Genomic DNA, 19,319 nt, shown 5'->3' with positions numbered 1-19,319 from the left:
CAGGAGGATTCGATGCTGACCGATACCAAACTGCGCACCCTCAAGCCGACAGGAAAACTCTACAAAATGCCTGATCGTGATGGCCTGTATGTTGCCGTCACGCCTACAGGAACGGTGTCGTTCCGGTTCAACTACCGCATCAATGGGCGTCAGGAGACCCTTACCTTGGGGTGCTACGGTGCCGGTGGTTTGACGCTGGGAGAGGCCCGCGACAAACTCAATGAGGCCAAGAAGATGATTGCGGCCGGGAAGTCTCCGGCCAGAGAGAAATCAAGGGTAAGAGCCCGTACCAACGCTGGTGAGACGTTTGGCGCTTGGGCACAGAAGTGGCTGGATCTGCACCAGATGGCAGACAGCACCAGGGACATGCGGCGCTCTGTCTACGAGCGAGATGTGAAGCCGAAGTTTGAGAATGTGAAGTTGGCCGAGATCACCCACGAGGATGTGCGGATGCTGGCCAACGCCATCGTGGCACGGGGGGCACCGGCCACGGCAGTCCATGCGCGTGAGATTGTGATGTTGGTGTACAAATTTGCCATCGCCAAAGGCCAGCCGGTGAGCAACCCGGCTGATTTGGTGGCACCTACCAGCATTGCCCGATTTGAACCCCGAGATCGGGTACTGGAGCCAGCAGAAATCAAGCTGTTCTATCGCTATCTGGAGCGTATTGGCACGTCGCCCAGCATCAGGGCAGCTGCTCGGCTGTTGCTGCTGACGATGGTGCGCAAAAGTGAGCTGACCAACGCTGAATGGAGCGAGGTCAATTTCACCGATGCGGTGTGGACGATTCCAGCAGAGCGCATGAAGCGCAGGAAACCCCATCTGGTGTTTCTGTCGCGCCAAGCACTGGACATCATGGTCGCATTGAAGACCATGGCCGGTGGCTCTCGGTTTGTGCTGCCTTCGCGCTACGATATCGACAGCCCGATGAGCAGCGCCACGCTGAACCAGGTAATGACCTTGGTCTACCGACTGGCCCAGAAAGAAGGGCAAAAGCTGGGCAAGTTTGGCCCCCACGATCTGCGCCGCACTGCCAGCACCCTTTTGCACGAGTCGGGCTACAACACCGACTGGATAGAAAAGTGTCTGGCCCATGAGCAAAAAGGGGTGCGGGCGGTCTATAACAAGGCCGAATACCGGGAGCAGCGGACGGCTATGTTGCAGGACTGGGCCGACATGATTGACCGCTGGGTGGCAGGTCAGGACTGATGGGTGCATGGCGGGGTCAAAGAGCCAATTTGGCGGGATTTCAGCCATGCTTCTACCTCCGCCTCTACCCAAGCCACGCAGCGTGCGCTAAGCACCCGGCGCTTGGGGAATTGCCCCTTCTTTTCGAGGTTCAGGATGTGCCGGTCGGTGTAAGGCACACGCTCTAGCAGCGTCTTGCGCCGAATGTAACGGATAGGCTCGGTGGTGGTCATAGTGGTGCTCCAAAAGAAAAAGCCCCGACTGGCGGGGCGTGGTGGGGGAGGGTGAAAAAAAGCCCGCACTGGGCGGTGCTACTGCATGGGGGGTGTAGTAGAGTGTGCGTTATCCTCTTTGATAACAAAACAGAGGGTGCATCGGTGACTAGTGAAGTTCTGATTCTTAATAAGCGTGCGGTCGTGCTAGGGGCTGATAGTGCTGTCACTACGTCTGGCGGCGATCATCCAAGGTACTCTAAGTCAGCGAACAAGATTTTCGAGCTCTCGCGGGGCGGCAATGTTGCCGCAACAATTTTCGGCTCTGCAACAATAGACTTGCTCCCTTGGGAGATTGCTCTAAAACTCTTCAGAACGCAGCTTGGGAACACATCCTTTAGCCGTCTCGATGAGTACAGCACTGCACTCCTTAAGTTCTTGAGTGGAAACAATAAGTTGTTTCCGGCGGAGCTTCGAACCTCCTGGATCGAAAGCCAGTTTGACGAAGCAGTGAAAGTAGCCTTGAATGAGATGAGTCGCCGAATTTTCGACACAGACGTTCCGTTACAGGAGAGACGGAATTGTTGGGCGAAAGAGGTGGAGCGCCTGAAAGCACTTATCAAGGACAGAGGGGTTTGCCAGGCACTGACACAAAAACCTCTTGACGAAATATTAGATCGCTACGCGCTTACTCCTTGGGTCTCACGTGTCACAGAGCAACTTTTTCAGGCTGGGCTAGATGCTGTAAATGCACATGAACTTGCGGCTCTCGGGCACGAAATTCGCTACTGTTATCCAGAACTAGTACTCGGAAGCACTGGACTTGTGATCGCTGGTTTTGGTGAAGATCAAATCTTCCCTGCGTATGAACATTTCGCTGTCTACGGTCACATAGGTGAGGAGCTTGCCTACAAGAAAGTAACTTCATTTGAGGTTACGCACACTAGCACCGCAATGATCCAGCCGCTAGCTCAGGCATCTATGATCAATATGTTCACAGAAGGTTTCAGTGCTTCATTGGAGAAGATAATCCAAGAGCAGGGAAATACTGCTTTTCTTGCCATTTTTGAGGAGCTGAAAAAAAATGGCGTGGATATTCCGAAAGAACTCGTTCAGTCGATTACTCAGAGGTGCCAAACAGACTTCATGGGAGCATGGAAGAGTAAAAATTGGCAGCAGAACTTTCATCCTCTTCTTGGAGTATTGCAATCTTTGAGCGTTCAGGAGATGGCGCACCTTGCGGAGTCTCTTCTAAGTTTGGAATCGCTCAAAGAGCGTGTAACCTCGTCATCCGAGTCGGTTGGGGGGCCTATCGATGTCGCTGCGATTACCAAGTCCGAAGGGCTTGTGTGGATACGGCGCAAACATTATTTTGATGCGAATCTGAACATGAGATACGCAGCTCGCCTTGAGCATTCATTCGAATGAACAGGAGTGCGGACATGAATAAACTGGAACAGTTTCTTTCCTCTGGGCAGCAGCGCCCAGGATCGCCTCTTCAGGAATTGATGGAGCAGGAAGTGCCGCGCATAACAAGCTACCAAGCATTTGCTGCAGAGGAGGCTGCTGCAAAAGAGCGTGCAGATCAAAGCCCGCTCGTGTTGTGGGCAAAGAAGAATTTTGGGAAGGATGCAGACCATCAGAAAAGTCGGCTTTTGAGTCAGCACTGACAGTCTGTCCTTTCGCTTGCCACTCACAAAGCCCGCCCTGTGCGGGCTTTGGTTTTGGTCTTTAAGGGCTACGCTGCAATACGCTGCTCAACCACGGCTTGCACTGCTGCAACCTCCAGCAAGGCATTGCCGATTTCTCGCGCCCGATCCACTGTCAACCTGACGTGGGCGGCACAGCCGTTGAACATCAGGCCGAACTGGATTTCGTCCAGCAGGTTGGATACAAAGGCATTGCCCGGCTCGCCATCTTCGGCCCGCAACTCGATGTATTTGTACCGGGCATCGAAGTTGACTAGGGTGGAGCGCCGGGGCGAACGTTCCATCAACGATGGCCGTGGCATGGCCGCTGGCTTGGGGGCCGGTGCCGGGGGCAGCTTGCCCCGCAGGTAAGCGCACACTTCGTCGTACTTGGTGGCGGGCAGTTCGTGGTAACTGTTGACCCGGAATTTATGGTGCAGCCGGTTCCACGTTTCGCCGAAACCTTGCACACCGGCATCCACTACCTGATGCACCAGCTCTTTAATGCCTTGGGCTTGGGCGGGGCTGATGCGGGTGTAATCGATGGCCGGATCGTGGGGATGCGGTGCAGTGGCATCCAGAAACACCCGGATGACCTTGAGGTGAAAGGCTGCGCTGATCCATGTGGCATATGCAATAACCAGTTCGCGGCAGGCGTAGGTGCCAATCTTTGGCTTGGCAGTAATAGCCGGAATTCCGGCTATTTGAATTTCATCAATCAGCGCCTTTGTTTGCTCGTTGTTGATGAAGTAGCTCGGTCGATGCTTGTCTTCTCCGCCTGCTGCTTTGTGTAGGTCGTTGAGTGAGAACAGGCCGTTGAGTTGACGAACGACGATTTCGCCAATGGCGAAGGTTTGAATGGTTTGCGACATGGCGCGGCTCCTTGTTGAGACTTTGAAGCCTCGCTGGAGCGTTCTTACGCGCCGCCAACGAGGTGGCCGGGAGGTTAAGAACCAGTAACAAGCCTGGCGGACTTCTTCCCCTTGCGGGTCTTGTATCCGTCGCCCTCCCGGCCGCAAATCAACCGCCTGCAAAGTGCAGGCGCGGAATGTCCGGGCGCAAAAAAACCGCTGACTATCGGGTGCGGTTCATCCGCTTGTTACTGGAGTTCTTACGCTCCACCTCTTTCGAGGCACAAGCATCATACCTTGGCAACTGCTGGCCTGTCTAGATGGTGGCGTCATGGTAGAAAGTTGGTTTCCACAAAAAAGTAGCGGGGGAAGCGATGGTCAAATTGACACCAATTCTTGAGGTCGTCCGGGACATCCTGAAAAACGCAGGCATGAAGGGGATGCACGTTGACGAGATCGCGGCAGCGGCCGTGTCTGTCAACAAGAACATGGGCCTGTCTGCCGAAGATTTTTCTAGGCGCATCCAATCTGCCCTTGCCAGTAACTTGAAGCTGAAAACGCAAAAGCCTTCCTTTGCGAAGGTAGAGGGTGCAAAGAAAGGGCAGTTCAAGCGGGGCTGGTACCGGGTCAAGATTGACAGGTCGGTGTCAACAACGCCCGTCATCGTGCCGCCTGAAGCTGATAGGTCTTTTCTTGGGAAGGCTGGCGAACTCGCAGTGATGAGTGAGCTTCTGTTTTGGGAGTACAACGCATCGTCAATGCTAGTTGATTCCGGCATTGATATTGTTGCCAGCAAGGGCGGGAAATATTTCCACGTTCAGGTCAAGACGGCATCGGAGCGTGATGGGCGGTTTATTTTTACCATCAAGAATGCATCATTCCAGTCGAACCATGATTCGACGATGTTTTATGTATTTGTTTTGCGACGTAAGACAAATAATGAATTCGTTATCATTCCAAGTGCATATCTCAAAGCATTGATTGCTGGTGGGAAAATAAACCAAGGGCCAACTATCTCGATATTTATCACGATAGACCAAAAGAGTAAAAAGTATCTACTCAATGGTGATGTGGATGTTGGGATCTATGTTGGTAATTTTGGTGGGATTATTGTTTGAGTAATTTTGTTCGGAAGGGTCTTGAAGTGGATTCGTTTTCAAAGCTGATATCTTCGATTTCTGGGCTTGCGTGGCCATTAATCATTGCTGTATTGGTGTATAAGCTTTATGAGCCAATAAAAGGGCTGATTGATTCGGCGCAAGGAAGGAAATTTACGATTAAGGTTGGAGGTAATGAACTTACCATGGAAGAGGCATCTGAGCAGCAGAGAGTAATTATTGCTGATCTTGCTAAGAAAATTGCTGTATTAGAAAAGAAAATTTCACAGAGTGATGCATCTATCATGGATGATTTAGGAGTCAATACGAAAAAAGGAAAGAAACGCATTCTATGGGTTGATGATATTCCGAGAAATAATAGCACTTTGATGGAGAATTTGAAAGATCAAGTGAAAAGTGTAGATGTAGCCATTAGTACAGATCAAGGCATTAAGCTTTTTTTGGAAAATAAATATGATTTGATAATTTCGGATATGGGGCGGCCAGAAGGAGATCATGCTGGGATTGATCTTACGAAGAGAGTGAGGGAGTTGAATTCAGAAATACCAATATTTATTTATTGTGGCTCTTGGGCTGCTAGAAATCTACGTGAAGAATCATTGAATGCAGGGGTTAATGAGATAACTGCATCCGGCTCAACATTGGTTGGCCTTGTTTCATCTTTATAAAAATTAAAAATTAAAAATTTGGAATTTATATATGACCATCGCATAAGAATGTCTACTGCGAAATAGCATTCAACTGCTACTATTCAAATAGTACGATAACTTTTCCTCCACCGCTTAATCACCCCCTCCGCCAACAGTTCTGCCTGCAACTCCCGCGCTGTCCCCGTGCTGCCCCCCACCAACTCTTGAATAGCCCGCACACTTGGGTTCATACCCCCCAGCACGGCGGCCCGCACCTTGGCATATCGCTGGTCGGTCGCGGTGGGCGTGCTGGGGATTTCGGTGGCCGGTACCGCAACTGGCTTAAGCACCGGACTGTGCTGCTGTGCTTCTGGCGGCACGGTTTGGGCTGGCACAGTGGGCACAGGCATGGCCCAAACCACGCTGGACGGGGTAATGGCTGTGCCTGTCATCATCAGCCACTTGCCCCAGTCTGGCACGGTGCCTACAGAGGGAAGCACGGTGTTTTGTGCTTGTGCTGGCACAGTTGGCACGGTAGCAAGCACAGGCAAAGCACAGTTGGCACGCAGGAGCACACCCGCTGTGCTCATCAGCACCAAGCCCGTGATGCTCATGAGCACAGCACGGGCAGTGTTGTAAGCAATGGTGCCGCTGTGTCCCAGTGCCTGTGCCAAAGTGTGCTGCTGCTGTGCCAGCAACCGTGCCAACTCTACCGCTTGGGCATCGGCTTGTGCTTCCAGCGCTTGAGCTGCTTGCAGAAGCTGGGCACCATCTTGGCGTTGGTTGATAAAGCGACTACCCACCTGCTCTTGGGCAGTTTGGCGCATGGCAATCGCGCTTTGCTGGGCTTTGGCAATGCTGGTGTATAGATAATCAATGCGGGCCTGTGTACCGGCCCGACTGGCCTCACTTGATTGCATCAGCACTTGCTGGGTTGTAAATACGGTGACGGTTTCAAACGCCATCAATAACAATCCCATTCCCAGCAGCAGCCAGCGTAAAGACCGCATAACCCTGCTGGGTAGGAGGGCGGCAATAAAAAATGCTGCCACCTCTGCCAGAATCATCAGCAATCCTGCAATCGCCAGTGCATCACGAGCAGTTTCATTAGGCTCCATCCGCTGCAAACCCAGAACAAAGAAATGCCCGGTGACTGCGCTGAAGGATAGGCCAATGCAGGCAGAAACAGCGGCCAAGGCTTTGTAAATCTTTGGGGATAGATGCGGGGGCATTTTATGGAGGTGGGAATTTAAAAAAGCCCGTACTGGGCGGGCTGGTGTGATGTGTTTCGATCAAAAGTAGATTCACCTAAAACAACGGGCCGCCGTCAGGTGGAAACGATGAGCGGTGATATGCCCATTGGCGAATTTCTTTGATCTTTTTACGGATTGCTTTGCGCCGCTGACGCGAGTTGCCCGAAAACCCTGCAAGGGTGTCCTCTATATGCTCACGGGTGTTGCAGTATGGGCATGCCATTTCTGGGCCGCCGGTCAGCATTTGTTGCTCATCACAAGCATCCAAATCCCACATATACCCATCAAGGCATCGGCCATCTGGGTAGTAGGCCCCAAACGTAGGTGCCTCGTAGTTGCAACCGAGTTTTTTGGTCATGCTGCGCTACCCTCCCAAGGCAAGGCATAAATGCCATCGATACCCTGCTCAAGCGGCAGGGCCTGCACTGTGGGTACCGGCTTAATCGGCACCGGGTCTGCATCGAAAAGGTCAAGCGGCCCCGTGATTTCAACCCGGCCTTCATCGTGTAGCAGGCCAGACAGGAAGGCGACGCTTTCGGTGGTGACTCCGAGCCATCGAAGTCGCGGCCACCAATGTGCACACAGGCACCGCTCACATAGTTGGCGTATTGCACCGGCGAAAGAAAGTCGTTGCGGACAATCAGTGCTTCGGTGTCGCCGCGCCACAGGAACGCCTCTAGGGCTTCATCAAAGTAGGCGCACAAGTTGCGGTCAAGACCCTTGAAGACCAGCTTTAGGTCGAGGGCCAGAACCTCGTTCCCCTCTTCGCCTTCTTTGCGCACGTTGATGTGCTTGATGCTGGCCGGGTGGTTGATCTTGAAAGCTGGGCGTTGTGTTGTTGCCATGTCAGTTCTCCCTATCAATGCCCGCAGGCCAGCAGACCATCAGCGTCTTGCTTGGAGCCGCAACCGAGGCAGGTCTTTTGGAGCGTGAGAGCATCGCCAGTGAGCCAGAAGGCCTTGCCCTTGCCTTTGCCGGTGTCGTGGGGCACCCGGACGATGTAGGTGGACTGGCTCGATGGAGGAAGGGCAGGCACTTCCCCATGGTAGGCGTCAGGCAAATCACCATAAGGTGGGATGATGGCCTCGACCTGGCCGATTTTTTGAACCTTGGCACCGTGGGTGCGCAGCGCGACAGAGACGGAATCTCCAATGGAGAAATTGGTGGTGGGCATGGTGGCTCCTTGAAATTTGGGTGAAAAAAAGCCCGCGTGGTGCGGGCTGGTGGGTTCTCAATGCTTTGCTGCGAGAGTATCGGGTGCGTACAGCTTGAGCCATCCCTCTCCGGCAATGCCCCAGAAGGGTGCTGCTGTGATGGACAGCTCGCGTAACTGATCGAATTCATTTTGTTTGAACAACTCAGCGAGGCGGCGCGATACATCGCGATAGCGAATGCGCTCTTGATACGATGGCAGTACGAGATTGAATCGCGCAAGCACCACTTCTGCTGAAACTGCTGAAAACATATCGGATTGGGCCATCGAGGCTCCTTGGGACGTAAAAAAGCCCACGCTAGGTGGGCTGGTTGGTGGTTTTGGGGGTTGTCTAATATCGAAGACCAGAGGCTTGTTTTCGGATAGTTTCGTGAGCGCCATCAAGCAGCTTGCGCAACCTTGCGCATTCGGCTTCTAGCTGCCGCTTCTTCTCAACGACCGCAGCAAAGGCATCTTGTGCGCCTTCTTCTATAAGTTCCAGTTCGCGGATGCGTTCGCGCAGCTTTGCCGATTCGGCAGCACTGGTTTTTTGCATATCGGGGCCAGAACTCATCAGTGCCCATACCCCCTTCCATGCTTCCCATGCGCATATTGCTGGCCTAAAAACTGGCTCTCCACCGTGAATGCCAGAAATGTCTAGGCTAGTTCCATCTGCCCACAGCATGAATTGAAACTTGCATTCATCACCATTCGAGCCCCTGCGCAAAACAGCGACACGATCTTCCGTGATTGGTTTTTTCCAGAACTTCAGTTTTTTATCGCTCATAGTTTTCTCTCCTGCGTATCACGCCATTGCATACGCCAGCGCCCGCAGCGCATCAGCAGGCCACGGGCGCGGCCTAGGTGATTGGTGCAGCCAGCGGCCTAGGCCGTGGAATTGGGGCCAGTCGAGTGGCGCAGATTCCGGCATAAACACGGAACTCTGCTCCAATCAGTCGCTACCGAACTCGCGCAAGAACTCGTCTTGCGTTTGGGGCGCTTGCATGGCTTGTGCCGTTTCCATTCCATGTGTGGGCATCGGCGCCATCATTTCTGGTGCAGGCGGGGCGCTGGATGCCAGCATTTCTTGCACTTCCCCAGTTTCAGGGTCAACCACGGTCGGTGCATCGTCAGGCAGGATGCTGAACTCCCCGTCAATAGTGTCGAGGTGCTGATCCTTTCCAGCCTCGGCCATTCCATCCAGTGCAGCCGCCGTTTGAAACTCTATGGACAGCGGCAGATACTTGGCCAAGCGGCGGATAACCGTTTTGCGGCCCATTTCCACAAAATGCTCTTTCCAGACGCTGCTCGGGCGTTTGTTTTTGGCTTCTGCCGCAGCTCGGATTTGCTCCACTTGCAAGCGGCTCATGAACTCAAAGCAGTGCCCCCCATCCTTGAGCTTGGCGACTGCATAGAAACCAATGACTTGGCCGCGCTCACCCAAGCAAGGCTTGTGCTCCAGCTTCTCATCCAAGCCATAGACCAAATCAAAGTGGTCGTTTTCACAAACCTCATGTGCTGCAATGCTGATGATCTGGCCGCTGCGCCGGGCCAAGTCGATCAAGCCTTTGTAACCGATGATGACTTGAACGCTGTTCACCCATCGCTCTTGACCACCGGCATCTTTGCGTTTGGTATTGAAGGGCAGCAGGTAGGCATGGCCCAACACGGTATTAGGTTCCAGTCCCATTTGGGCACACTGCCCAATGGCCCCCACCAAACTGGCGACATCGCACTTAGCTAGGGCTGGGGTGGTGGTAGCGGCAATTTGAGCTACCTTGAGCAGACGCTCGGCATGGAGATGCTTGGGCAGCATCTTCTCGATTTCTGCCCGTTTGCTTGTCAGCAGATAGGCAATTTGCTGTTTGGGTGGCAGTTCTTTGTAGCTGACAGCAGCAGAGGTAGTTTTGGCAACGGCAGATTTGAGTGCGGTAGTCATGATGGGTTTTTCCTGTGAAATCGTTATTGCTTGGCAAAGAGGAATCGGCGGCTGCCGGGTTGGGTATGGGTGTGGGCAGCAATGAGTTCTTTGCTGGCTCCGCAGGCGATAGCCACGGCCTGCCAGTCGGTTTTTCGGCTGTCTTTGGGGCATTTCCAACTGACCAGCTTGTGCCCGTGTAGGGTGATGCTTGAGGCTTCGCCTAGGGATGTCTTGAGGGTGTCCAGACATTGCTCTAGGGTCTGTTCTGCGGCCTCAATCTGCGCCCGCAATACCACGGCATCGCTGTAGGCGGCCAGCATTTCAGTGTTGGCCTCAATGGCTTGGCCGTTGTCCAGTGGGAACAGCTTGGCGGCATCTGCGCCATTGCTGATGGCTGGTGGAACCCCCTTGAGCACATGGTCAAACCAGAAGACGCGGCATTGCTCCACCATGCTGGCGATGGTTTCTTCATCGCGCTCGATGCGCTTGATGACGAATTTCTGGCCACCAATCAGGCAGGCAAAATCACACCACGGTTGCCCAGTCACGGCCAAATACCACATGCCTTGGGCGGCATAGTGGACGGGGATAGCTTCATCATCACCATCACGGCCCCAGTCACTGGCCTTGTATGCGCTGGCTGTTTTGCATTCGAGGATGCCTTCCACCCCCAACAAGTGACCGCCGCTATCCAACCGTGCCCGGCTGCTAGGGGTGACGATGGCACGGTCGATATTGGCCAGTGCCCAGGGGTGGTGGGGGTGGCGCAACAACTGGCGCACGCGCTGCACTTTGCAGCCGCTGCGCTTGGCGTATTCTTGGGCCACTACGTCTTCCAGTACCGTGCCCCAATAGGCGGGCTCACTCATCTCGTTGGGTTGGGGTGGTGCCGTCTTGTCCAGGTACACATCCAGTGGCGTTTTCCAAGGGGAAAATCCTAAGATGGCCGCCACATCGCTGCCGCCGATACCTTGGCGGCGGGCATCCAAGAAGGCCTGTCGTTCAGCTTTGCTCATCGGAGTATTCATGGTCTTACTCCTGAAAATTGGTGATTGGTATCGAGAATGGGCAGCGGCCCCGGTGGCCGCCGTGTTGGATAGACGCCCACATGCCAGCACCCACACTTGTTGCAGTGGTAGGCGGACATGGGGATGTGGTAGTTGCGCCGGTCTTTCTTTGCGACTTGCTGGGCCAAGCCAAAGTCCATGCAGACCTTGGCTGTGCGGCAGGTAGCTTCTTCTAGCTGACCAGCCATGCCGCAAAGCCCACAATCGATGTGATCAGTGGCCCCAGCCACAGCCCCAAGGTCAGTGCCTTTTCCACCCTGTCGGGGTGAAAACACGCTTCTGGGTGTGGGCAGATGCCGCGCCCTTGGTTACAGCGGTTAAGGCACATTGGCGACCAGCCTTTCTTGGAACGGGCCGTCGATAGAAGGCCCGGCGCACAAAAAAGCCGCTACGAGAGCGGCTGTGATGATCCAGACGGTGATGCGGCTCATTGCCGCACGCACAGCACAATGATGCTGCGCGCCTCTGGGTAATCCAAGGCAGCTTGGTTATAGACGGCCTTGGTACTGGGGCCGATGGCGTCAAACTGATGGCGTCCAATCTTGACGATGTAGCGGCTCATTGCTCCACCCCCGCGCATTCCAGCACCGAGTCCAGCATTTCCACCAGCACTTCGGGGGTGACTTGCTTGGCCATCTCATCGAGCATTCGCAGCACTTGGTCTTTGGACATCTCCAGTGTCATGCTGATGACCCCAACTTGATAGCAGGGCACCATTTGGGCTGAGATGGCTTTAATGGGCAGTTTCATGTCACACCCCCGCCAAATCTTGAGCATGGTGGTCGATCCAGTGCTGGGCCAACGCTTCGCGCAAGTGGGCCACCAGTGGGCATTGGCTTTGCGCAATGACGGCCATCAGTGCATCGTGGGGCTTGCTGTAGGTGAGCGAGTCGTCGATGGCTTCGATGATGGGCACGGGCAAGATGCCGCTGCCGGTGCTGCGCAGTTGCGGTGCGGTCAGGCGCATCAGTGGCGCAGTCATCACCAGCTCAGTGAACAGGTAGCGAATGTCGGCTGCCACCTGTTGGTATTCATGGGCAGTGGCCTCTTGCGCCGCTTCCATTGCATCTTCATGCCGGGCGGCATCGAGTTCAGGGTTTGCTGTGTAGAACATGGACTTCTCCTTGGGGATGGGCGAAAAAAAGCCCGCTAGTGCGGGCTGGGGAGTTGAAACATCTGGAACATTTCTGATGGTCATTCCAGTCGTAAATGTTCCAAACGTAAAAATCTCTCTGTGTAGTGGGGTGTTTAAGTTGGAACGTTTTTCAGGAAAGTTGGCTACGGTTGTTCCAGTGCGGTTGTTCCAGTCTCGTGCATAGCCTGTCAAACTCAATGATTGCGTGGCGGCCAGTGATAAGGCCAGACGGCGACGGCGTCAGTTCTTCACGCAGCGCCCGTACTTCTTCAGTGAGCGCCTCTAGCCTAGCTAGAACTGCTGCGTCGTTTCCATGTCCCAAGATTTCACGCTGCATCATTTCTGCAAGCAACTTGGCTGAAGATTCTGGTGGTTTCGTGTCTGGTGCTGGCATGGTCAGGATATGAAAAAGCCCGCTGGGTGCGCGGGCTGGGGTTGATAGGTAGAGGGCGCTGGTACGCGATTGCGCGCTCACACTGCCGGTGTTGTTGCTTGTTCAGCACCCTCTGGGATACCCACACTCGGTAGGCATCGCACAAGGCCTGGCACTGGGCCGGGTAGAAAAGCTGCTTTTTTTCTGCTCTTGGCGGTGCAGAGCCGCCTCATCTGACGATTGTCATAGGTTTTCTCTGATTGATGTTCTATGGTGCTATCAGGAAGACGCTTTGCGCTCCCCACCGGGAAGTCCCAGTGGCAAAGCGCCTACCTGATGGCCCCTCTAAGCGCGGAGGGGGTGCGCGCCTGCATGCCGCAGGCTGGCTGGGTTCCTACATTTCGATCACCTCTAAATTGTCAAAAGTAGAAGGCAGTGCTGCGCGGTATGCGCGTCATTTCTGGCCTGTCGTGCGTTGAATGTTTCACTGCCCTCAAGTGGATACCCTGCGGTTTGGATGGGGCACCATTCCTCAACACAACCCCGGAGAGTTATTCGTCGCGGCCAAGACGACGATCCGTAAGGTATCCACTTGAAGGCCCGGCGCTGGGCCGGGTGCTGGCAAATCGTCAGTGAAATGCCTGTGGGCTTGTGAGGCGAGTGGCGTCTGCATTTCGGGCCAGCAACTCCGCAGATTCGTTATCAAGACTTGCGACGGTTCCTCCGGCAGCAACAAACTCGACGCAGTTGAGGCGGTGGCCGATAGCTTTGAGCCAGCGGCCAGCAAACGGCAGCCCAAATCCGCGTGGCACTTTGTAGAAGCACTTGATGTTGATGCCAGTGTTGTTTACGTTTTCCATGCCTATCTCCTGTTGTGGAAACCACAGCACCGACCCGCGATGCTCAGGTTTCCGCCCTATCTCTAAGGCGTGCGGACTCTGGTATCCGTTTGGCCGAATCAACATTCGGCACCTTGCTGGTGACATCCTCCTGCCCTCTCTGCGCAGGCCCTTCCCTACCCGTGTACCGCGCTTCGGCGGACTGGGACTGCCTAGCTTTTGGCAGCGCAACCTTTCGGCTGCTCTTTGCGTGTTGAGTTTTTAAAGGCCAAGGGCGTGCCTGTCCGATGACCCGGTGCCCACGCCGCGTTTTTTGCGGCATGGTAGAATTCTAGCGAAACGATAGAATAAAACAAGCGAAACGCTATAAATTCTCAAAACATAGGGTAAACCCCTAGTTTTTCCAATAGGTATGGGTGGTGGGTGGGAAGGAGTACTTTGTGTATCAAATAGGATACAATTGGGCCATGCGCAGTATTCAAACCACCCAAGTTTTTGATGCTTGGTTTGAGGGGTTAAAAGATAGGCAAGCCGCGATGCGGGTTCAGGTGCGCATTGACCGAGCCGAGCGCGGAAGCCTTGGTGACGTCAAACCCGTGGGTGAGGGCGTCTCTGAGATGCGCATCGACTATGGCCCCGGCTATCGGGTGTATTTCACCCAGCGCGGGATGGAGTTGGTGATTTTGCTGGCCGGTGGCGACAAATCTACTCAGGCCAAAGATATCAAGGCGGCGCTGCATCTGGCACGGCAACTGTAGGAGATCATCATGGGCATCAAGTTACGCAAATGGGATAGTGCTGAGCACCTCAAGACCGAAGAGGACATGGCGCTGTATCTACAGGTTTGCATAGAAGAAGCAGGGGACGATGCGGCTTTTATCGCCAGCGCGTTAGGCACCATAGCGCGTGCGCGTGGCATGTCTCAATTAGCACGGGACACAGGGCTGGGGCGCGAGAGCCTTTACAAAGCATTGTCTGGCGAGGGCAATCCTAGTTTTGCCACCATTTTGAAGGTAACGCACGCGCTGGGACTGCGCCTGAGTGTGGGGCCAATAGCCCATAGCTGAAGCAGGTAGAAAAAAGTTCTTAAAAATCGCCGCGTCGTTTTCAACATCAAGGGCAACGACTATCGCTTGGTGGTGGCCGCAGCAAAATTGAAAGAATTCCATGACTGATAAGAAAAAGACTACTCATCCCACCATTGAGGGTATCGACTTGTTTTGTGGTGCTGGTGGCTTGAGCTATGGCCTTGCTACTCAAGGAGTGCATGTCGTGGCGGGGATAGATGTTGATCCTGCGTGTCAGTTTCCCTACGAAGCTAACCACAAAGGAGCAAAGTTTTTCCTGCGTGACGTCAGCACGATCAAGGGTGATGAGCTCCATGCGCTATGGTCTCCTGGTGCTGTCCGTCTCCTCGCAGGATGCGCACCTTGTCAGCCTTTTTCTAGCTACGCCAATACCGCTACAGTGGATAAGGCCAAGTGGCGGCTGCTTTGCGAGTTTGCCCGGCTGGTCAGTGAGTGCCAGCCGGACTTGGTGACAATGGAAAATGTACCCCGCTTGCAAGAAGCGGAGCCATTCCAAGACTTTTTAGAGGCGCTACAACGTGGCAATTACCACGTTGACTATGCGGTAGTGAGTGCTGCCAACTATGGTGCACCTCAACAACGTAAGCGTTTGGTGTTAGTAGCCTCAAGGCTTGGCCCTGTAGCGGTGCCAAAACCCACCCATGAGGGGCCTGAGAAATGGGTGACAGTGCGACAGGCAATAGGGCACCTTGAGAAGCTCACTGACGGGCAAGCCAGCAGAAAAGACCCCTTGCATGTGGCTTCTACGCTCTCGGAGCTGAACCGTGCCCGCATTCGTGCCAGCAAGCCGGGGGGCACTTGGCGTGACTGGCCCCAGCATCTGGTGGCTGCGTGTCACCAACGGGAAAGCGGCAAGCATTCGGCAGGAGTGTATGGTCGCATGGAGTGGGACAAACCAGCACCCACCATGACGACACTGTGCAATGGCTATGGCAATGGGCGCTTTGGTCATCCAGAGCAAAATCGGGCTATCACGTTGCGTGAGGCGGCTATCTTCCAATCGTTTCCAGAAGACTACCAATTTGTGCCAGAGGGTGGCGAGGTAACTATTAAGTCTGTTGCGCGGCTCATTGGTAACGCTGTTCCTCCAAAATTGGGCGAAGCCGTGGCCCGCTCACTCTATGTTTCGTTACCTATTGATGGCAGAGCACCTGTTATCTGAGCTGATCCTATTGTAGAAGGGATGGCCAAGTAACATTTACTAGATAGGTAGCTATCAACTTCAAGGGCTATATTTTTAAGAGTAACGAAAACAGCCTCTGCATTTATTTTAAGCTCTTCCAGTGAGAGCATCCGCCCTAGATCAACAAAGCTCTTTTCGCCATGAGCGAGATCATTGCGATCATTTTTTATTTTCTGGAGTGCCCAGTGGGTTAAATGAGGGGGTGGCTTGTCATTTGGTGTTGCTGCAATTACACCGAATTTCTTGAGTTGTTTGTAGAAAACCACACCATCGACACTTCCGGAAATACCGTCACTGCGTTTTTCCTTTGCAGTGGTTTTTCCTTGCCAGTCGTTCATCCAGTGCTTGAATAACTCCTGATGCAGAGGAGAGTTGGCAGAAAAAGATTGTGTGTTTGCATTTTTTTGAAATGTTTTTAAAACAAGACGAAGCAACTCACTATTGAGGTTATCTGCACTATCACAGTTGCTGTTGATAGCGTCGTGCATTTCATCTAATAATTGGATGAGTGTAGCCTCCATTGCGCTGTATAGCAACAGAAGCAGATTGGCCTTAAGTGTATGGGTTATATTAATAGAGAGCGATAGCGAAGTCGCTCCGCCATTGGCAGAGATGATAGAATTCCGCTCTAAAGCCACCTCAAGAAACTTCAAATAGTCATCGACTTCTGCTTTGCGATCTTGCAGGAGGGCATCAGTAATTGGTACACAATTCATGAGAAAAGACTTGTTTGAAGCAAGATATCTTCTTCATCGGGTGGGGCATCATGATTGGCGCTTGATTCTACGATTGCCGTATCTTGATCTTCTTGAAGAGATCGATTTAGTAAATTATCACGCACATAGTGAATGCGATTAATGAGTTTTGGTCGAGAATTGCTAGCATCTGACCGGGTATGCCTGATGAATTCATGACTATCAAGCCAACTATCTACGGTTGTTGGTTGTAGGGTTGGGTTTTCACGGAGAGCCAATGAGACACCAACAGAAATCGCTTCAAAGCGAATTCTGGGAACAGTAGTGTAATCTTTTCGCTTGAAGCCGTTGGGGAATTTGTTTTCCACAAATGAAAGCATATTGTCAAACTCGGCCCTCATGCTATTTTTCTCATTATCAGAAAAATTCTTGTTTTTCTCCCTAAGATATTCAGTTAGAAAACCATCAACACTCTTTTCAAAGTTTTTATAGTTGTTAAGATATGAAAAGTAGCGCAGAACTATTTCTTCATATTCTTTTCTTTTGATATTACGATCATTAAGAGGCACAAGATTCTTAAATCTTTGGTCTGATGCCAATTCAGTAATGAACTGCATAAATGGCCCATCAATCACACCACGGCGTATCTCCATATTACTGAGCTTTGTACCGCCAGAATTTAGGCGATCAAACATTTCTCGGCGTGCATCTTCATCGGCCTGCTCAGTTAGTTCAATTACTCGAATGGTTGATCGCTTAAACCGAAGTTGCCGTGGCTTGCTTAGATCATAGAATCTTAAGCCAATGGCACTGGTGAGTTTTGTAAGGCCTTCTAATTCAAGTCGCCCAGATAAAAAATTATCAAGTGTTCTTATTCGCTGGGAGCCATCAATAATTTCAAGGCATCCTTTTCTAGGGCCATTAGGTACATCGCCAGCGAAAATAAATGGAACTGGCAATTTTATTAGTATGGACTCAATAAACCTAGACTGCTGTTTTGCAGACCAAATCATTTCTCTTTGGTAATCCGGTATAAATATTTCAGATTCGTCAGTTTCGCGGCCATTGATGAATTTTTCCACCAACACTTCAATTGGCCATTCTCTGATTTCGTAATCAGTAATTTTTTGCAGTTCATCAATATGGTTATCAACCAATGATGCTTTATCTGGATTGGCGATAGATGTATTTTTTTCGGTCGGCATTAGTTTCCCCAATTAATTTTTTAAATTCAGAGCGCACTAAATTCGTTCACTTTGCTTATGCACAATCTCACCAATAATGATGCTGTGCTCATCGCAAACTTTGCGTGGGTAGCGGCGCTGGTCGGGGTTGTCTGAGCACAGCCACCATTGGCCGCCGTCACGCGCCAGCCGTTTAATGACCATCTCGCCTTCGTAATTGACGGCAAACACTACGCCATCTTTGGGCGTTACGCTGTCAGTATTGACGACTACTGTGTCGCCATCAAACAGGCCCGGCTCCATGCTGTGGTTGGCTACCTTGATAGCAAACAGCTTGTCGGGGCGGAGGCCACGGCCTTCATACCACTGGCGCTGAAACACGATGGGGGCACCATCTTCTTCACGGTACTCCACGCCGAAGCCTGTGGCACCTGCGGAGAGCTTGAACTGAACCCGGCGCACGGCTGGGTAGTCTGGGTTGTTCTCCAGCGCAATCGACGTTGGCGCCAGTCCAAGCCCTGCGGTCAGCGGGGCTGTTTCTCCTTTGCCACTGGCCAGCCAGTTGGGGTAATGCGCTTCAATTTTGCGCCGCAGGGTTGGCCCTACGCCTTTGGGATTGCCTGATGGCAGTTTTACTCCGCTGACGATCTGGTAGATGGTTTGATCGTTAACACCAATTTCAAGAGCCAGCATCTTGTGGCCGCCCACCTTCTGGCACAGGTGCTTGAGCGCATCAACAGACGGGTCTATTTTTTCCATGGCAGGGTTATAGCAATTCGCTAGACAAAAAAATCAACGAAACGCTTCCATGATTTCTAACGTAACGCTAGAATTCGGCGTATGACGCAAATTCCCATTGAAGCCCGCCGCGAGCTTGCCAAAAAAAGCGGCATTGGTGATGCCTACCTCTATCAAGTGCTGACGGGGCGCAAGCCTGCCAGTCCTGAGCTGTGCATCGTCCTCGAGCGTGAGAGCCGCCGCGTCATCACCTGCGAAGAACTGCGCCCGGATGTGGATTGGGCCTACTTGCGCGGCACGGCTAAGGCCGCCACCACCGAACAGGGGGTGGGAAATGCCTGATCTTCTCCTGATGGCCGCCACCGAGTGGGCGCGCAGCAATTCCACCACAGAGCGTGACCCTGTGGCTTTTGGGCATAAGGTGGCGCAGGTGTATTTGGCCGCACAGGCCACCCAACACCACGGTAGGAATGAGCAGGCTACGGCTGCTGCTCTGGCTGCACTATCAGTTCCTGCCATTGATACCAACTCTGCACAGGATGGGCAAGAACTTAAGGCGATTCTTGCTTCCCTCCGGGCAGAACCTGAAGCAGATCGCGTAACGCTTCGCGATCTCGAACAGGCGGGGGTTTTCGCACGCTCAGGAGCAGTGGCGCGTCCGGATCGCCCTGCAAGATCGGTGTCAAGTGTTGAGCCAGCCATTTCAACTCCTCGGTCATCGTGGCTGACTCGACTTTTGGCAGGCCCTCCAACAGTTTTGCAATGGATTCGGCGGTGGTGGAGTCGATTGCCCGAAGGTGCAGACAAATGAGCGCAATCAGATCGGTCATAGCATCGGATCGTTGGTACAGCTGTTCTATGGCTTTCACCAATGATGCGGTGACATCTTTTTCTTTCATGGCCGGGGCTTTTGCTGGGTTGTTGAGGAACTCCCATTGTGGCAAAGCAACCCCGGCCACCATTCA

At 52.9% G+C, this 19,319-nt stretch carries 27 protein-coding genes and 1 pseudogene; 10 read left to right on the top strand and 18 right to left on the bottom strand.

Going from position 1 to position 19,319, the window contains the following annotated elements:
- Positions 1-12 precede the first annotated feature (12 nt).
- Entirely contained in the window at positions 13-1,209 is a 1,197-nt protein-coding gene (locus ACFO6X_RS05310; RefSeq protein WP_382430793.1) for a tyrosine-type recombinase/integrase, read from the top strand.
- Here ACFO6X_RS05310 and ACFO6X_RS05305 read toward each other — a convergent pair.
- Positions 1,200-1,421 (bottom strand): helix-turn-helix transcriptional regulator, encoded by a 222-nt coding sequence (locus ACFO6X_RS05305; RefSeq protein ID WP_382430791.1) that lies wholly within the window; start codon positions 1,419-1,421, stop codon positions 1,200-1,202. The genes ACFO6X_RS05310 and ACFO6X_RS05305 overlap by 10 nt on opposite strands.
- A gap of 144 nt (positions 1,422-1,565) precedes the next feature.
- Between ACFO6X_RS05305 and ACFO6X_RS05300 the strand changes: the two genes are divergently transcribed.
- Both ACFO6X_RS05300 and ACFO6X_RS05295 read left to right on the top strand, forming a co-directional pair.
- Positions 1,566-2,828 carry a hypothetical protein gene (locus ACFO6X_RS05300; RefSeq protein WP_382430790.1) on the top strand — a complete coding sequence of 421 codons (1,263 nt, stop codon included), beginning with the start codon at positions 1,566-1,568 and terminating at the stop codon, positions 2,826-2,828.
- A gap of 14 nt (positions 2,829-2,842) precedes the next feature.
- Positions 2,843-3,070, top strand: a complete 228-nt coding sequence (locus ACFO6X_RS05295) for a hypothetical protein (protein WP_382430788.1) — start codon at positions 2,843-2,845, stop codon at positions 3,068-3,070.
- Between the two features lie 68 nt (positions 3,071-3,138).
- On the opposite strand, the gene ACFO6X_RS05290 is transcribed toward ACFO6X_RS05295, so the two are convergent.
- A complete protein-coding gene (locus ACFO6X_RS05290; RefSeq protein ID WP_382430786.1) occupies positions 3,139-3,960 on the bottom strand; it encodes a KilA-N domain-containing protein in 822 nt (273 codons plus the stop codon).
- A gap of 353 nt (positions 3,961-4,313) precedes the next feature.
- On the opposite strand from ACFO6X_RS05290, the gene ACFO6X_RS05285 reads away from it, so the two are divergent.
- Both ACFO6X_RS05285 and ACFO6X_RS05280 read left to right on the top strand, forming a co-directional pair.
- Entirely contained in the window at positions 4,314-5,057 is a 744-nt protein-coding gene (locus tag ACFO6X_RS05285; protein ID WP_382430784.1) for a hypothetical protein, read from the top strand.
- Positions 5,054-5,725, top strand: a complete 672-nt coding sequence (locus ACFO6X_RS05280) for a response regulator transcription factor (RefSeq protein ID WP_382430782.1) — start codon at positions 5,054-5,056, stop codon at positions 5,723-5,725. The genes ACFO6X_RS05285 and ACFO6X_RS05280 overlap by 4 nt, the downstream gene beginning before the upstream one ends.
- Before the next feature lie 83 nt (positions 5,726-5,808).
- Here the strand turns inward: ACFO6X_RS05280 and ACFO6X_RS05275 are convergent, their stop codons facing one another.
- The 12 genes from ACFO6X_RS05275 to ACFO6X_RS05220 all read right to left on the bottom strand — a co-directional run bounded on the left by ACFO6X_RS05275 (position 5,809) and on the right by ACFO6X_RS05220 (position 13,487).
- The gene (locus ACFO6X_RS05275; RefSeq protein ID WP_382430780.1) at positions 5,809-6,882 is read right to left on the bottom strand and encodes a hypothetical protein; all 1,074 of its coding nucleotides are present in this window, start codon (positions 6,880-6,882) and stop codon (positions 5,809-5,811) included.
- Between the two features lie 341 nt (positions 6,883-7,223).
- Positions 7,224-7,784 carry a hypothetical protein gene (locus tag ACFO6X_RS05270; protein ID WP_382430778.1) on the bottom strand — a complete coding sequence of 187 codons (561 nt, stop codon included), beginning with the start codon at positions 7,782-7,784 and terminating at the stop codon, positions 7,224-7,226.
- Between the two features lie 14 nt (positions 7,785-7,798).
- Positions 7,799-8,113 (bottom strand): hypothetical protein, encoded by a 315-nt coding sequence (locus ACFO6X_RS05265; protein ID WP_382430776.1) that lies wholly within the window; start codon positions 8,111-8,113, stop codon positions 7,799-7,801.
- A gap of 57 nt (positions 8,114-8,170) precedes the next feature.
- The gene (locus ACFO6X_RS05260; protein WP_382430774.1) at positions 8,171-8,419 is read right to left on the bottom strand and encodes a hypothetical protein; all 249 of its coding nucleotides are present in this window, start codon (positions 8,417-8,419) and stop codon (positions 8,171-8,173) included.
- Between the two features lie 64 nt (positions 8,420-8,483).
- Positions 8,484-8,918, bottom strand: a complete 435-nt coding sequence (locus ACFO6X_RS05255) for a hypothetical protein (protein WP_382430772.1) — start codon at positions 8,916-8,918, stop codon at positions 8,484-8,486.
- 165 nt (positions 8,919-9,083) lie between these two features.
- Positions 9,084-10,070: a recombinase RecT gene (locus tag ACFO6X_RS05250; protein WP_382430770.1), complete on the bottom strand. Its 987-nt coding sequence runs from the start codon at positions 10,068-10,070 to the stop codon at positions 9,084-9,086.
- A 23-nt stretch (positions 10,071-10,093) separates the two neighbouring features.
- Positions 10,094-11,080: a YqaJ viral recombinase family nuclease gene (locus tag ACFO6X_RS05245; RefSeq protein ID WP_382430768.1), complete on the bottom strand. Its 987-nt coding sequence runs from the start codon at positions 11,078-11,080 to the stop codon at positions 10,094-10,096.
- A 466-nt stretch (positions 11,081-11,546) separates the two neighbouring features.
- Entirely contained in the window at positions 11,547-11,681 is a 135-nt protein-coding gene (locus ACFO6X_RS05240) for a hypothetical protein (RefSeq protein WP_382430766.1), read from the bottom strand.
- Entirely contained in the window at positions 11,678-11,869 is a 192-nt protein-coding gene (locus ACFO6X_RS05235; RefSeq protein WP_382430764.1) for a hypothetical protein, read from the bottom strand. The genes ACFO6X_RS05240 and ACFO6X_RS05235 overlap by 4 nt, the downstream gene beginning before the upstream one ends.
- Before the next feature lies 1 nt (position 11,870).
- Positions 11,871-12,233 (bottom strand): hypothetical protein, encoded by a 363-nt coding sequence (locus ACFO6X_RS05230; RefSeq protein ID WP_382430762.1) that lies wholly within the window; start codon positions 12,231-12,233, stop codon positions 11,871-11,873.
- 151 nt (positions 12,234-12,384) lie between these two features.
- Positions 12,385-12,648: a hypothetical protein gene (locus tag ACFO6X_RS05225; RefSeq protein ID WP_382430760.1), complete on the bottom strand. Its 264-nt coding sequence runs from the start codon at positions 12,646-12,648 to the stop codon at positions 12,385-12,387.
- Between the two features lie 608 nt (positions 12,649-13,256).
- Complete coding sequence (locus tag ACFO6X_RS05220; RefSeq protein WP_382430758.1) at positions 13,257-13,487, bottom strand: hypothetical protein; 231 nt, start codon at positions 13,485-13,487, stop codon at positions 13,257-13,259.
- A gap of 446 nt (positions 13,488-13,933) precedes the next feature.
- Between ACFO6X_RS05220 and ACFO6X_RS05215 the strand changes: the two genes are divergently transcribed.
- The 4 genes and pseudogenes from ACFO6X_RS05215 to ACFO6X_RS05200 all read left to right on the top strand — a co-directional run bounded on the left by ACFO6X_RS05215 (position 13,934) and on the right by ACFO6X_RS05200 (position 15,716).
- Positions 13,934-14,224: a type II toxin-antitoxin system RelE/ParE family toxin gene (locus tag ACFO6X_RS05215; protein ID WP_382430756.1), complete on the top strand. Its 291-nt coding sequence runs from the start codon at positions 13,934-13,936 to the stop codon at positions 14,222-14,224.
- A 9-nt stretch (positions 14,225-14,233) separates the two neighbouring features.
- Complete coding sequence (locus ACFO6X_RS05210; protein ID WP_382430754.1) at positions 14,234-14,533, top strand: addiction module antidote protein; 300 nt, start codon at positions 14,234-14,236, stop codon at positions 14,531-14,533.
- Positions 14,534-14,554: 21 nt separating this feature from the next.
- Positions 14,555-14,641 (top strand): annotated as a pseudogene (locus ACFO6X_RS05205) (type II toxin-antitoxin system HigB family toxin); the annotation flags it as partial.
- On the top strand, positions 14,634-15,716 hold the full coding sequence (locus ACFO6X_RS05200) for a DNA cytosine methyltransferase (RefSeq protein ID WP_382430752.1): 1,083 nt from the start codon (positions 14,634-14,636) through the stop codon (positions 15,714-15,716). The pseudogene ACFO6X_RS05205 and the gene ACFO6X_RS05200, both read left to right, overlap by 8 nt.
- Here the strand turns inward: ACFO6X_RS05200 and ACFO6X_RS05195 are convergent.
- From ACFO6X_RS05195 to ACFO6X_RS05185, 3 genes are read right to left on the bottom strand one after another with little or no spacing between them, the layout of a single operon-like run.
- Positions 15,674-16,453 (bottom strand): MAE_28990/MAE_18760 family HEPN-like nuclease, encoded by a 780-nt coding sequence (locus ACFO6X_RS05195; protein ID WP_382430750.1) that lies wholly within the window; start codon positions 16,451-16,453, stop codon positions 15,674-15,676. The two genes, ACFO6X_RS05200 and ACFO6X_RS05195, sit on opposite strands and share 43 nt — an antisense overlap.
- Positions 16,450-17,637, bottom strand: coding sequence for a DUF262 domain-containing protein (locus ACFO6X_RS05190; protein ID WP_382430748.1), 1,188 nt, complete (start codon positions 17,635-17,637; stop codon positions 16,450-16,452). The genes ACFO6X_RS05195 and ACFO6X_RS05190 overlap by 4 nt, the downstream gene beginning before the upstream one ends.
- 36 nt (positions 17,638-17,673) lie before the next feature.
- A complete protein-coding gene (locus ACFO6X_RS05185; RefSeq protein WP_382430746.1) occupies positions 17,674-18,375 on the bottom strand; it encodes a S24 family peptidase in 702 nt (233 codons plus the stop codon).
- Between the two features lie 81 nt (positions 18,376-18,456).
- Between ACFO6X_RS05185 and ACFO6X_RS05180 the strand changes: the two genes are divergently transcribed.
- Positions 18,457-18,696, top strand: coding sequence for a transcriptional regulator (locus tag ACFO6X_RS05180; protein WP_382430744.1), 240 nt, complete (start codon positions 18,457-18,459; stop codon positions 18,694-18,696).
- A gap of 209 nt (positions 18,697-18,905) precedes the next feature.
- Here ACFO6X_RS05180 and ACFO6X_RS05175 read toward each other — a convergent pair whose 3' ends face one another.
- Positions 18,906-19,253, bottom strand: coding sequence for a hypothetical protein (locus ACFO6X_RS05175; protein ID WP_382430742.1), 348 nt, complete (start codon positions 19,251-19,253; stop codon positions 18,906-18,908).
- Positions 19,254-19,319: the final 66 nt, after the last annotated feature.

This window comes from Giesbergeria sinuosa, from assembly GCF_042652905.1.
Lineage (GTDB): Bacteria > Pseudomonadota > Gammaproteobacteria > Burkholderiales > Burkholderiaceae_C > Simplicispira > Simplicispira sinuosa.
This window is presented reverse-complemented; position numbering and strand designations above follow the sequence as displayed.